The following is a 13,544-nucleotide window of genomic DNA, read 5'->3' on the forward strand; positions in this document are numbered from 1 at the left end:
GCGGCCTGGGACCGTGCCGCCCGGAGAGCCGCGTTCAGTTCCGCCTGATCCAGCGAGGCGAGCTTCTCTCCGTTCGTGACGGGGTCGCCTTCGCGCACCGAGATCTCGGCCACCCGTCCGGCGATCTCGAATCCGAGGTCGGCCTCCGTGGCCTCGACCGTTCCGGAGGCCACGATGCCCTCGCCGTTGCCGTCGCCGCTGAGAAGCCGCCACACCGCGAAGGCCAGCGCCGCGAGGAGGAGGACAGGCAGCACGACGCGCAGCACACGCTTCGGTGTCATGGTAGGGTCTCCACGTTGTCTCGGACCCAGTCCGAGGTGAGCGTGCCGCGAGCACGCGCCAGCTCGGCTCTCGCCGCGATGTGCAGGTTGACCGCCCGCGCACGCGCGGCGCGAGTCTCCGCGAGATCGGCTTCGGCTCGTAGATAGTCGGTCTGAACGCCCGCGCCTTCATCGAGGGCTAGACGCTCGATACGCACGACTTCCACCAAGTGACGTTCAGCCGTGGCGAGCGCCTCCGCCGAAGCGGCGGCCCCGCGTACCGCTTCGAGCGCCCGATCGACCCGGTCGGCGACGACGAGCTCCGTCGTCCGGAGATCCTCGCGAGCCGCGACTTCCGCGGCCGACGCGGCCTGGACGCGGTGCGACCGGGCAAAGCCGCTGAAGATCGGGTACTCCAACCCGAGTGAGGCCTGCCATTCGGTGGTGAAGTCGGTGCTTCCGCCGCCGTAGGACCGCAGTCCCCCGGCCACGTACAGCCGAGGAAACCACTCCGAAGACACCTCGCTGTGGTCCGCTTCCGCCGCCTTCAGGGCCGACTGCGCGGCGACGATCTCCGGCACGACGACCTGGCCGTCCGACGCATCCGCCCGCGCGGTGGATTCGGGATCCGCCGTGGCCAGCGCCACCGCCTGGAGCATGTCGGGCAGCAGAATGCCATCCGGGAGGCCGACGAGGCGCCCGAGCTCGTGCGTCCTGGCGAGAAGCCCGGCCTCCAACTCCGCCACATCGGCCTCGGCGCGAGCGATCGAGGCTTCCGCCCGAAATCGTTCCACCTCGGCCGCCCGGCCCTGCGCGAGCAGCCGATCGACTCGATCCCGCTCCGCGTGCAGAGCGACCAGTCGGGCCTGCTGAGCGTCCCGCGCGGTCCGAAGGGTGAGCAGCCCGGTGTAGACGTTCACCACCCGCGACGTCAGATCCTGTCGCACCCCCTCCGCCCGGGCAGCCGCCGATCCGTACCGGGCTTCGGCCCCTCGGACGCGGGCCGATCGCCCCCCTCCCTCGAACAGGGTCCAGGTGAGGTCCACGTTCCCCCGGTAGAGGGTGCGATCGAATGCGGGAAGGACGGTGAAGTCGAGCCCGTGCAGCGGCGCCACCAGCATGGAGTCCTGAAACCGCGTGCCGACCGCCGACACCCCGAGGCTCGGGAACCACTGGGAGCTCGCGATTCCCTGTCGCGCCTCGACACCTTCGGCGCGCGCCTCCGCGGCGGCCACCGACGGGTACGTCTCGAGAGCCCGTCGCACGGCCTCCTCCAGCGGAAGGGACTCCTGCCCCGACACACTCCGCACAGGTACGACAAGAAGCGCGATGAAGACCAGGGTGGCACGCACAACGGTGGGGTTCATCGGGATCTCTCCGAACGGCTCGTGTGGGAAACGCTCAGCCCGGCCCGTACGAAACAGACGGCATTCTCCACCAGCTCATCGAGGGCGTCATCACGGTCGACGTCGATCATCCCCGATCCCCGGATGGCGGGCCGGGCGAGCCACAGCGTCAGAGGCTGCGAGGCGACGGCGAGTGCCAGCAGCTGAGGATCTCCGTCTCGGATGGAGCCCTCGCGCTGCCCGGTCTCGATGAGGGAGCGCATGGTACTGCTGTTGAACCGGATCGTCTCGAGCGCCGGCGGCGGCAGGGGCGGCGCCGAGGCGAGCACGTGGAGCATCAGCCCGTTCATCTCCGGGTGCTCCCGTGCGTAGGCGAACAGAGCACGCACGGCTTGCTCGATCCGTTCGAGCGCTGTGCCCTCGCTCGCTGCCGCCTCCGCCATCGTCTCCCGGAGGGGGCCGAGCTTGCTCTCCAGCACCGCGATCCAGAGACCGTGTTTGGACCCGAAGTGGTAGCCTATGGCCGCGAGGTTCGCGTCGGCCCGATGGGTGATCTCCCGCACGGAAGCACCGTCGAACCCCCGTGTGGAGAAGAGCTCCGTTCCGGCCGCGATCAGCGCACCCGCCGTACTCGACGATTCATACATACGTTTGAAACAGTACGGCGGTCGCGATCGCCGGTCAAGGCTCGCCCCGGGAGGCTCGTCTGCCGTTCGATCGATCGTGCTTGACCGCTTGCAGATCGGACACTTGTCCGCTATCGTCGCAACAGTGATTTTACGGTGTTCGGATCGACACCCGAGACGACCACACGCGGAGGACCTCGATGAAGAAGTTCGCAGTTGCGGCGGCTCTCGCCCTGATGTTCGTCTGGACGCCGGAGGCCCAGGCGCAGGACATGACGGTAGCGAACTACAAGGGCATGTGGACGCCGATCGGCCAGCTTCCGGCCGGCGTGCGCCACGTGACCAAGAATGCTCAGGAAGTCGGCGTGATCCTGCAGATCGAGACGAACAACCCGCGGGGCGCACTGCTCATGGGGAATTCGCAGTATCAGTGGAAGAACGTCGCGACTACCGGCACGCCGCCGGTGGATCACTTCTCGTTTTCCATGGAACTGCGCCCGGATTACTGGGTCAGCTGCACGCTGGCCAAGCGCGAAGCGGATGGAGCCCGCTACAGCGGTCTCTGCTGGGACGAGGCGCGCACCGAGGGCTGGCTCCAGATGAGCCGCCGCGCCGGTGCGACCAACCAGCCCGAGCCGGGACAGGGACGGCCGGACTCCGGCAAGTGACCCTGGGGCAGGTCCTCCTGCCTGTATAGCCTGAATCCACACGAAGGGGAGCCGTCGGCGCCGACGGCTTCCCTTTCGTGTGTCAGGCGTCGTTGCCGTCCTGCTCCCGTAGATCCCGGAACGGACGAACCACCCGGTAGCGGCGCGCAAACGGAACATCCAGGTCATCGGTCCACACTCCGTAGAGGTCATCGCCGCTCACCGCCGTGAGGCGGAACCCGTCCGGAAGGTCCAGGCGTCCCAGATACCTCCCGTCCGGCTCGAACACGTCGAGGGCGTTCACCCAGCCTTCGCCGGGAACGCTTCCCTCCTCCACGAACCTCTCTCCATCGTGGACCCCGATCCACAAACGCCCGTCCGGATCGGACACCCACACCCGGAGCACCTCCGGGACCGACGGTTCGTACACGGCATCCGCCAAAACCTGGTCGACCTTCCAGGCCGGGGCTCCACCGCTCGCCATCGTCCGCCGGAGGCGACCTTCTTCGTACGAACGGTGCTTCTCGGTGACCCGGGCCGGCTCGATGTCCCGTCGGACCAGGCGGAACAGCCCGGCCGAGGTTGCATGCAGCTCGATCTCGTAGGGCGATCCGGCGGACAGGGCGATCGTCCCATCCGGACCCGGCATCCAGGTCGTGATCGGCTCGAAGACCCGGGTCGCCTGTCCCGGATCGGCGTTCCACGTCCAGCGCAGCAGGGTATCCGCAGGCGCGTCGGCCTCCGGCTGCACTTCGAGGAGTTGGACAGGCATCTGACCGGCGGGCGCCGACGGGTCGATCACCTGGACCTGCACGAAGACTCGCCCCCCGCTGGTCACCTGCCAGAGCCCGAACTTACCGATCGTCATCGTGCCGGATTCGCCCCGGGCGGCCGGCAGGTAGGTGGTTCGCTCGTAAGTCCCATCGCTGCCCAACCAGTGAAGAGCGGGCGGGAACGTCTCAGCCACGGCGTAGCGCCCATCGGACAGCCGGGTGACGGTGGCCGGTCGCCGGAACTCTCCCGGCCCTTCGCCGACTCCGCCGAATCGGAGAACCGGAGTTCCGGCCGAATCGAAGACGTGCACCAGACTCGACTGCCCGTCGAGAACGAGTATGCCACGCCCGGGACCCGGAGCCACCCATCGGACCCGCCCGAACGCCAGAGGACCGTCCCGTTCCCCTACCTGGAGGTCCGGCTCGAGCCGCCAGCGTTCCCTTCTCGGCGATCCGGCACGGTGGTTCCAGACGATTTCGATTCCGGCCGAGTCCCGAACCTCGAAATCTTCGAGGCCCGAGACCACCGTCTCTTCGCCACCTTCACAAGCGGAGACCCCGGCCAGGCAGACGGCGACGAACATCGAGAACCGAACGGTTCGGAGTGACCCGGGGCGAGCCGCCCCGCGTCGTGAGGTGAAGTCCATGCGCCCCCCGAGATGGGTTGGTCAGGCCCTCCTGGCTACCAGGTACCGATAGGCCACGGGAATGGCCACGAGTACGAATAAAGTACTCGAGATCAGACCGCCTATCGTAGCCAGTGCCAATGAATTCCAAATGTTTTCATCCTGCGACTGCGCGAACAGGACCAGTGGAAGCAACCCGAAGACCGTGGTGAAGGTGGTCATCAGGATTGGGCGCACGCGTTCCAGGGTTCCCTGCAGGATGGCTTCGCGGGTCGGCAATCGCTGCCGGAGCTCGCCGATGTGATAGACGATGAGTATCGCGTTGTTCACCACGATCCCTGCCATCATGATCGTCCCGATGTAGGCCGTTCGTGTGAACGTAGCGTCTGCGTAGAAGAAGATCAGAAAGACGCCGATGAGGGCCAGCGGCAGGGTGAGCAGGACCACGAAGGGCGCCGCGAGCGATTCGAACAGTGCGGCCGTGACCATGTAGATGAGCAGGACGGCGAAGACGATGGCCACGTAGACCTGCGCCTTTTCCTCTTCGTCCCACCCCCACCGATCGTCTTCCTCGATCTTGTACCCGGGAGGCAGCGTCGTAGCCTCCACCACGGCGTCCCGAATCAGGTCGCCGAGTTTGCGTGGCCCCCTGAACTCCCAGGCCACGGTGCGCTGATACTGCTGATCCTCCCGGAGGATTCGAGACAGCACGTTGCGCCGCTGAACGCTCGCCACGTCCGCGAGACGAACCTCGCTCCCATCTCCGGCCGGGACGCGAAGCTGTCGCATGTCGATCAGATCGAAGTCGCGATAGCCCCCGAGCTTCACGGCGAACGGCAGCTCCTCTGCTCCGACGCGCAGCACCTGGGTGCGGGGCCGGTCGCTGGGCAGGTTGGCGGACACGAACCGAAGCAGCTCTTCGACCGAGATGTCGTGGCGTCCGAGCGCCTCACGGTCGACCTCGAGGTAGTATTCGAACTCCTTGTCCCGCTCGAACCAGCGCCCGCTGGCGTTCGGGTCCACGTCCTGGATCCGGCTGAATCTCTTGAGCCGGGAGGCCAGATCGTCGGCCAGCTCCTGGACCTCGAGATAGTTGTACCCGAGGATCTTGAGCGAGTAGTTGGGTGGGCTGCTCCCCCCGCCGTAGAAGGATGGCCCGTACCCGAACACGCGCACCTCGGCCCCCGAGAACTGGTAGCTGTAGGCGACCATCTGCTCCTTGATCGCGACCGGCACCTGCGTCGTCTCGAGCTCGGCGGGGAAGGTGATCCGCATGAACGCATACTGCGGCTGAACATACGTCTCGTACCGTTTGATCTCCGGCAGCGAGGAAACCTTGCCCTCGAAGGCCCGTGCCAGCTCGTCCGTGCGCTCGAGCCCGGCGCCGCGCGGAAACGTGATCTGCACGCTGATGTAGGTATCCTGGCCCCAGAACGCCGACCACCGGATCCCCCGGGTGACGTGCTTGTCGAACAGCCACCAGCTGCCACCGAGCGCAGCCAGACAGACGGCGCTCACCAGGAGCGGGTGGTCCAGCGCGAATCCCAGCACGGCGCGGTAGGCCCGGATGTAGGCGGGAACGACGGGCGCTCCGCTGCCCGTCCGAGGCCGGATTGATTCGACGGATTCCGAAATCGCTTCTTGCCCGGTCTCTGGCCCGTTCCGCCCACCGTTCCGGCCGCTGACCCCGTAGACCCGGGCCCGCCAATGATGGATCCGCCCCGCCATGGTAGGCACGAAGGTGAAGGCGACGAACAGGCTGGCCACGATCGAAAAGGCGACCGCGAATGCCAGGGGCAGGTAATAGATCCTGAGCTCACCCTGAAGGAACAGGAAGGGAACGAGGACGATTGCCGTCGTGGCCGTCGCCGCGACCACCGGCAGCATCACCTGTCGGGCCCCGTCGGACGCCGCCTGCTTCGCCGACTTCCCGAGATGCGAATGCCTCTCGACGTTCTCGAGCACCACGATCCCGTTGTCCACGATGAGGCCGAAGCCCCAGGCAAGTCCAGCCAGGGTCAAAACGTTGAGCGAAAAACCGCCGATGTAGAGAAGATTGACGGCGATCAAAACGCTGAACCCGATCGTGGCGAACACGACCAGGACCGCCCCCAGAGATCGAAGGAAGAGGGTCAGCACGAGGAAGATCACGATGGCAGCGGCGATCGCCCGGAGCCGCAGATCGGTGAGCTGCTGACGGATCTCCTTGCTCTGGTCCTCGTCCAGCTCCAGCGAGGCGCCAGGAGGCATGCGATCGACCAGCGGAGCTACGGCCTCCTTGACCGCGTCCGCCACGCGTACGGCATTCGTCCCCGACTCCCGGCTGATCAGGATGGAAATCGTGGGCTGCCCGTTGATCCGGAAGTATGAGGTCGGATCAGCCTCCTGCTCACGGATCGTTCCCAGATCGCGGAGTCGGACCGCGCCCTCCGGCCGCTGAAGGATGACCAGTTCCTCGAGCTCCGAGACCCGGTTGACGCGCGTCCGAACGGCGAGCGTCACCTGCCGACCTTCGAGCACCAGCGAGCCAGGGGCACGGAGAGTGGACAGATCCCGGATGCGCTGCTCCACGACCTCCGGCCTCAGGTTCAGGGCATCCAGCTTCGCCCTGTCCAGCTCGATGGCCACCTCCCGGTCCTGGTCTCCCCAGATCATCACTCCGGCCACGCCATCGACGGCGGCCAGGACCGGCTCGATCTCCTCCTCCGCCACCTCGGCGAGCCGGCCAAAAGTGTACGGGCCGTGCAGCTGGTAGCTCAGGAATCGCTGCTCTTCATCCGAGAATTCACGGGGCACGTAGGGCTGAATCTGCGGGTACACGGCCGGAGGCAGCTCATCCCTCAGGGACGCGAACCGTTCGCTCAGGTCCAGCTGCGCGAAGTCCATGCGCGCGTCGCGATCGAACTCGATGTCGATCTCCGCCCGCGATCCCGTGCCCCTCGGGTCGGCGCGCGAGGTGGACGTGATCTTCCGGACGCCCTTGACCTGCTGAGCGGCCGACTCGAGTGGCGACGTGACGAACGCCTCCATCGCCTCGGGCGACGCGCCCCCCCATGAGGCGTTGACCGTAAGACGGGGATAATCGACGTCCGGCAGAAGCTCCACCGGTATGAGCCGGAAGCTGTAGGCGCCGAGCGCCACCAGAGCGACGTAGATCGCCGCCGTGGCCACCGGCCTCTTGATCGACAGGTCGATCATATTGCCCCGCCCTCCTCTCCTCCCGCACACCGGCGAACGACGACAACCTCCCGGTCCCGCGTCATCGGATCCTCAAGACGGTCCGAGGGTCGCTTCCGACAACCGGGGCGCCGCCGAACGCCCTTTGCCGGAGTCCGGCGAAGTTCCGGCCCCGACGGCTTCGGTCGGCGACACCAGAAGCGAATACACCACGGGCACCACGATGAGCGTGAGGAAGGTGGCCGAGATCAGCCCTCCGATCACGGCTACGGCCAGCGGAGCCCTGAGGTCCGCGCCGGCTCCCCACCCGAGCGCCATCGGGAGGAGGCCGAACACGGTCGTGATCGTGGTCATGATGATCGGACGGAGCCTCAGGCGCCCGGCCTCGAGAATCGCTTCCCGCTTGGACGCGCCCTCGCCGCGCTTCTGGTTGATGAAGTCCACCTTGATGATGGCGTCGTTGACGACGATCCCGATCAGGATCACCAGGCCGATTCCGCTCATCGCATTGAGCCCGTCGCGGGCCAGCGCGAGGGCCGCCACCGCTCCGATAGCCGCGAGCGGGACGGACACCAGGACCACGATCGGCTGCACGAGCGACTCGAATTTCGCCGCCATGATCAGAAAGACCAGGAACAGCGCCAGTCCGAACGCGAAGACGAGCGAGCGGAAGCTGTCCCGCATCTCCTCGTTCTCCCCTCCCACCGTGAGAGCGGTGAGCGGCGGCATGTCGATGTCCGAAACGGCCGCTTCGATCGACGCCACGGCCGAGGCGATTCCGCCCCCTCGAACCTCGGCCAGGACCTGAACGGTCCGGTTCTGGTCGCTGCGCCGGATCTCCACCGGCCCATAGCCCTCTCTCGCCCTGACCAGCTCCCTCACGGGGACACCGTTCAGCGTGAGCCTCATCACGTCACCGAGCGCCTGCCGCTCTCCCTCGGGCAGCCGGACCCGTATGTCGATCTTTTCCGAAAACTCCGTGTAGGGCCGGTCCGTCTCGGCCCCGCGAAGATAGGCCTCGATGGCATCGGCGACTTCCGTGACCGACAGGCCGTAGCGAGCCGCCGCGGCCCGATCGACTTCGATCTCGAGCTCGGGCTGGGTGAGCTCGAGATCGAGTCTGGCGTCCGCGATGTTCGGCAAATCGCGGATCCGGACCAGCACCTCGTCCGCCACTCTCACGAGGCTGTCCAGCTCCTGTCCCCGCACCTTCACGGCGACATCGGCATCGCCGAGCCCGATGGCGCGGCCGAGCGACGTCGCCCTTCCGGTCTCGATCGTCACCAGCCGGGGATCGATCCCGCTCGCCACCACGATCGCCCTGAACTCGTCGACCACTTCGGTGACGTGGCGACCGCCCTCTTCGAGCCGAACGTCCAGCGCCGCGCTGTTCAACCCGGTCAGCTCCCGCGTGGCGAGCTCCGCCTCCCGCGCCCGGCCGACCCGGCTGAACACGGCCTCCACCCCGTTCATGTCGAGGAGAGCCGACTCGAGCCGGCCGGCTGCCTCGGCCGTCACCTCCAGCGGCGTCCCGACCGGAAGGTTGATCTCCACCCGGAAGGCCCCCTCATCCACCTCGGGCATCAGACTTCGCGGAAGGAACTGCCCCCCGAACACGGCGACCGCCAGCGCGGCAAAAGCGATCAGAAGCACCTGGCCCCGGTTCTCCAGTGCCCGCTCGAGCGATCTCTCGTACTGCTCGGCGAACCAGGCGAACCCGCGATCGAATCCGTCCAGCAGAGGATTGAAGAGAGCACGCAGGGCTCTCCCGAGAACCCCGAGGAGGTCGGAAAAAGTCAGTCGAACCGAGTCCACGACGAAGCGGAATCCGCGCCGCAGCCATGAGCCCGCCCGCCGCAGGATGCGAATCGGCAGCCAACCTCCGACCTGGACCTGCCCGGGCTGTGGCACCGGGCGCTCTTCGCGGACGCGGCCGACTCGGGCTGCCAGCACCGGCAGGAGGGTGAGCGCCACCAGCAGCGAGGCGAGGAGAGAAAACGCGACGGCGAGGCTCAGGTCTGCGAAGAGGGCTCCGGCCACACCCTTCACGTAGAGCACCGGGCCGAACACGGCGATCGTCGTGAACGTCGACGCGGCGATCGCTCCCGCGACCTCGTTCGCCCCGACCGACGCGGAGCGCTCGGCATCGACGCCCAGCTCCTCCCGGTGGCGAAACACGTTCTCCAGCACGACGATGGAGTTGTCCACCAGCATCCCGACGCCGAGGGCGAGCCCTCCCAGCGACATGACGTTGAGGCTCACGTCGAAGATGTAGCACAGCGCGAACGCCGCCATCACGGAAATCGGGATGGCGAGCCCGATCGCGACGGGGTACCGGGGGTCCCGGAGAAAGAAGAACAGCACGAGAAAGGCCAGCATGCCTCCGAACAGCAGCGCCTGCACGACGTTCGAGATCGCGTCGGCGATGAAGGTAGCCTGGCTGGAGGCCACCTCGATCCCAACCTCGGGGAACTCCTCGCGCAGCTGGTTCAGGGTTTCGTCCACCTGGTCGGCCACGCGGACCGTGTTGGATCCCGACTCCTTGTACACGAGCAGGCCGATCGCCGGCTCCCCGTTGAATCGCGCCTCCGTCTCACGCTCCGCTTCGCCCTCGTAGATCCGCGCGACATCCCGGAGACGGACGACTCCCCCACCCTGCGGGCGCGCCACGACCACGTCGCCGAGCTCCTCGACCTTCTGGAACTCTCCGAGCGTGCGCAGGCTGTAGCGAAAGCGTCCGCGGCGGATGCTGCCGCCCGGAGCGCTGTAATTGGCCCGGTCGAGGGCCTGCGTCACCTGGGCGATGGTGACGCCGTTCAAAGAGAGTCGATCCGCATCGACCTCGACCTGGATCTCCCGCACCGGCCCACCGGTGATGGAAGCCATGGCCACGCCGTCCAGCTGTTCGAGGCGGCGCTTGAACACGGCGTCCGAGAGGTCCCTCAGCTCTGCCAGATCGGCTCCGGTGATGGCGAGCGAGAGGATCGGGTCGTTCGTCGGGTCGGAGGTGAGAATGACCGGGCGCTCGGCGCTCTCGGGGAGAGTCCCGACCAGGTTGTCGAGGCGCTCCCGGACGTGGAGCATGGCGAACTCCATGTCCGTCCCCCAGTGAAACTGCAGTCGCACCAGCGACTGGCCTTCCCTCGACCTCGAGTCCACGGAGCGGACCGCAGGCACGCGGCTCACCACCTCCTCCACGGGCTCGGTGACGAAGCGCTCGACCTCCGCCGGACCCGCGTCCGGGTACGTGGTCCACACCGACAGGGTCGGGAACGCCACGTCGGGCAGGAGGTCGATGGGAAGTCGGGCGAACGAGACGACGCCCAGCACACCGATCGCCAGGTACAGCATGGCCGTGGCCACGGGCCGGCGAATCGACAGGTCGGGAAGCGTCATTGACCCGCTCCTGCGCTCATGTCCCCCCCGACCTTCTCCTCGAGGTTGGCCCAGCCGATCAGGTAGTCGTACTGCTCCCGGAAGAGCTCCTGCTCGCTCAGCGTGAGCTGGTCGATGGCCTGCTGAAGATTGAAGTACGGGATGCTCCCGAGACGGTACTGCTCCCGGGCGAGCTCGAGCCTCTCGCGCGCGAGCTCGACGCTCCGTGCGAGGATCTCGTATCGCTGGCTGCGTCGCTTGAGCTCTTCGACCAGATCGCGCACGTCCTTCTCGAGCTGCAGCTGGCCGGCCGTGAGCTGTGCGGCCGCCTGCCGCTTGCGCAGGTCGGCCTGTGCCGTCTGTCGCTTGCGGCTGAACCCGGAGAACAGGTTCCACGAACCCGAGATCACGAGCCCGTCGGAGGTGTTGGCGGGACTGAAGTCGAACAGGCTCTCGTCGCGCCCCAGCTCCTTGGACCGGCCGAACGAGTATCCGATGTTGATCGTCGGCAGATAGCTCGCCTTCGCGGACCAGAGCTCCGCGGCCGCCGCCTTCTCATCCATTTGCAGGGCGAGCAGCGTCGGGTTCGCCTCGACGGCTCCGGCCACCAGACGGTCGGAATTCAGCGGAGCCGCGTCGGGAATCTGCTCCACGTCGACCAGCTTCATCGAGTCGGGATCCGCTCGCGTGACCTGGACGCCCAGATTCACCTGGAGCTGGCGCAGAGCCATGGAGAGGGCGTCCTCCGAATCCAGCACCCGCAACTCTGCGTTGCTGAGGTCGATCTGGGCTCCGAGCAGGTCGCTCCGCGACGCAGCGGCGATCCGGTACCGCTGCTCCGTGACCTCCAGGTCCTGGCGTCTCGCCTCCAGCTGTCGCCTCGACACGTCGAGAAGGCGCACCTGCTTGAGAGCCTCGAAGTAGGCCCGTTTCACGTCGCGGACGACCGTCCTCTCCGTGGCGCTGAGCCGGTAGTTGGCGGCGTCCTCCCGGGCGCTGCCCGCCTTCACGTTCGAGATACGCTCCGGGTTCAGGATGGCGAGCCCGAAGGAGAGACTGCCCGAGCTGTTCTTGCGGGTCGACGTAATCGCCGGGTCGACCTCCTGGGCTACGCCGGTGGGATCCACGTAGGTGACCGTCGTGAAGTCCGTCTGCGAGAGCGAGGCCCTCAGGTCGACGGTCGGCAGAAAGGCTCCCCAGTCGGCCCATCGGGAGGACGAAGCCGCAGCCGCGGCGGCATTCGACGACTCGATGTTCGGATTCCGGGAAAGCGCCGTCCCGATTGCCGCCTCCAGCGTCGTCACCTGCTGGGCGGGCGCCGCCCGGGGGCTGATCGACAAGAGGGTCAACGACCCGAGAGCAAGGACCTTCAGGACCCCGATCGCGTTCTTCATGACGCGCCCTCCGACTCTCCGGCGGGCTCGGCGAGTCGTACGATCGCGTCGTGAGTGAGGGTCGTGTGGCCCCCGACGAGGACGATCTCCCCCTCCTCGAGCATGTCCGTTTCCTCGGAAGGCACGATCTCGACCGCATCTTCATTCTCGAGACCGGTCGTCACGTATCGCCACTTGGCACGACCGGTGTCCGACCCTTCGGCGTCGGGCTCGAACACGAACACTACCTCACGGCGACTGCGCTCCACGATGGCTTCCTTCGGCACCGACACCCGGTCTTCGAACAGTCGCCCCGCGATGCGAACGTTCGCGTGCATTCCGGGAAGAATGCGGGCCCCCGGATTGCGTAGCCGCACGGTCGCACGGCCGACGTGGCTGACCGGATCGACGACGGGATTCAGCGTCACGACCTCGCCGTGGAACTCTTCCCCCGGGAAAGCCGTGAAGGTGACGGTGGCCTCGCGACCCACGTCGAGTGCCGCGATCTCGCTCTCGAGGACCTGCACATCCACCTCGACGCTCGAGAGATCGACGATCGTAGCGATGGAGTCGTTGACGTTGAGCCGGGTACCCACGTCTACCGCGAGATTGGCCAGGCGTCCGGCGTAGGGCGCCCGGATGACCGTCTTCTCGAGGTTGTACTCGGCCTGCTCCAGGCGAGCCTCGGCCCCGACCAGGCCGCTCCGGATTCTCGCCTGGGCCTGCCGGTCGGCCAGGAGGTCCGCGTCGGCGATCGCCTCGTCTCCGAGCGTCAGATCCTGGTACGTGGCCTCCGCCTGTTCCAGCGCGCCCTGGGCCTCCTTGCGGCTGATCTCGTACTCGGTGGGGTCTACCCTCGCGATGACGTCACCCGCCGCCACCCAGCTGCCCTCCCGGACGGGAACCTCGACGACCGCTCCGGAGACCTGTGCGTGAAGTGGCGCCTCGCGCAGCGCCGCCGCCTGGCCTTCGGCATTGACCCACAGGACGAAGGTGCCTCGCTCTACCTCGGCCCCCTCCACCGGCACGGCCACCCCGGTCGCGAAAGCGGTAGCCGCGGCCGTGGACTGGGCTGCGGTGCGCGCCGAATCGACCGTCGCGCTGTCCGCCTCCTCCGGCGGCTCTTCGCTGTTCTCTTTCAGCCGCAGATAGATCCCGCCGAGGGCGGCCGCCGCGACCACGAACACCAGGATCGTCACGAGGTAACGAGACTTCATGGATCAGCGTCCCGGTTCAATGTTCACACAACTCGGTATACACCCTGGGGCGCAGAATCTTCTCGGATGGGTGTGCCGGTACGACATCAGTATTACAACACACGGCCCGGTCCGGGTGCTGAGC

Annotated in this window: 8 protein-coding genes and 1 pseudogene; 1 reads left to right on the forward strand and 8 read right to left on the reverse strand. The window is 67.1% G+C overall.

The window, feature by feature from the left end; translation table 11 throughout:
• The 3 genes and pseudogenes from AC36XV_RS09130 to AC36XV_RS09140 form a co-directional block, all read right to left on the reverse strand.
• A pseudogene (locus AC36XV_RS09130) lies at window positions 1–281 on the reverse strand (hypothetical protein); the annotation flags it as partial.
• Complete coding sequence (locus tag AC36XV_RS09135; protein ID WP_492203378.1) at window positions 278–1,627, reverse strand: TolC family protein; 1,350 nt, start codon at window positions 1,625–1,627, stop codon at window positions 278–280. The pseudogene AC36XV_RS09130 and the gene AC36XV_RS09135, both read right to left, overlap by 4 nt.
• On the reverse strand, window positions 1,624–2,253 hold the full coding sequence (locus tag AC36XV_RS09140; RefSeq protein WP_492203379.1) for a TetR/AcrR family transcriptional regulator: 630 nt from the start codon (window positions 2,251–2,253) through the stop codon (window positions 1,624–1,626). Before AC36XV_RS09140 ends, AC36XV_RS09135 begins: the two co-directional genes overlap by 4 nt.
• Before the next feature lie 179 nt (window positions 2,254–2,432).
• Here AC36XV_RS09140 and AC36XV_RS09145 point away from each other — a divergent pair, with 179 nt between their 5' ends.
• Window positions 2,433–2,900: a hypothetical protein gene (locus tag AC36XV_RS09145; RefSeq protein ID WP_492203380.1), complete on the forward strand. Its 468-nt coding sequence runs from the start codon at window positions 2,433–2,435 to the stop codon at window positions 2,898–2,900.
• A gap of 82 nt (window positions 2,901–2,982) precedes the next feature.
• Here AC36XV_RS09145 and AC36XV_RS09150 read toward each other — a convergent pair whose 3' ends face one another.
• From AC36XV_RS09150 to AC36XV_RS09170, 5 genes are all read right to left on the reverse strand, one after another.
• On the reverse strand, window positions 2,983–4,236 hold the full coding sequence (locus AC36XV_RS09150) for an NHL repeat-containing protein (RefSeq protein WP_492203381.1): 1,254 nt from the start codon (window positions 4,234–4,236) through the stop codon (window positions 2,983–2,985).
• Between the two features lie 84 nt (window positions 4,237–4,320).
• Complete coding sequence (locus AC36XV_RS09155) at window positions 4,321–7,476, reverse strand: efflux RND transporter permease subunit (protein ID WP_492203382.1); 3,156 nt, start codon at window positions 7,474–7,476, stop codon at window positions 4,321–4,323.
• A 72-nt stretch (window positions 7,477–7,548) separates the two neighbouring features.
• Window positions 7,549–10,851: an efflux RND transporter permease subunit gene (locus AC36XV_RS09160; RefSeq protein ID WP_492203383.1), complete on the reverse strand. Its 3,303-nt coding sequence runs from the start codon at window positions 10,849–10,851 to the stop codon at window positions 7,549–7,551.
• Window positions 10,848–12,224 carry a TolC family protein gene (locus tag AC36XV_RS09165; RefSeq protein WP_492203384.1) on the reverse strand — a complete coding sequence of 459 codons (1,377 nt, stop codon included), beginning with the start codon at window positions 12,222–12,224 and terminating at the stop codon, window positions 10,848–10,850. The genes AC36XV_RS09160 and AC36XV_RS09165 overlap by 4 nt, the downstream gene beginning before the upstream one ends.
• Window positions 12,221–13,420 (reverse strand): efflux RND transporter periplasmic adaptor subunit, encoded by a 1,200-nt coding sequence (locus AC36XV_RS09170; RefSeq protein WP_492203385.1) that lies wholly within the window; start codon window positions 13,418–13,420, stop codon window positions 12,221–12,223. The genes AC36XV_RS09165 and AC36XV_RS09170 overlap by 4 nt, the downstream gene beginning before the upstream one ends.
• Window positions 13,421–13,544 lie beyond the last annotated feature (124 nt).

The organism is Candidatus Benthicola sp. (genome assembly GCF_058719085.1).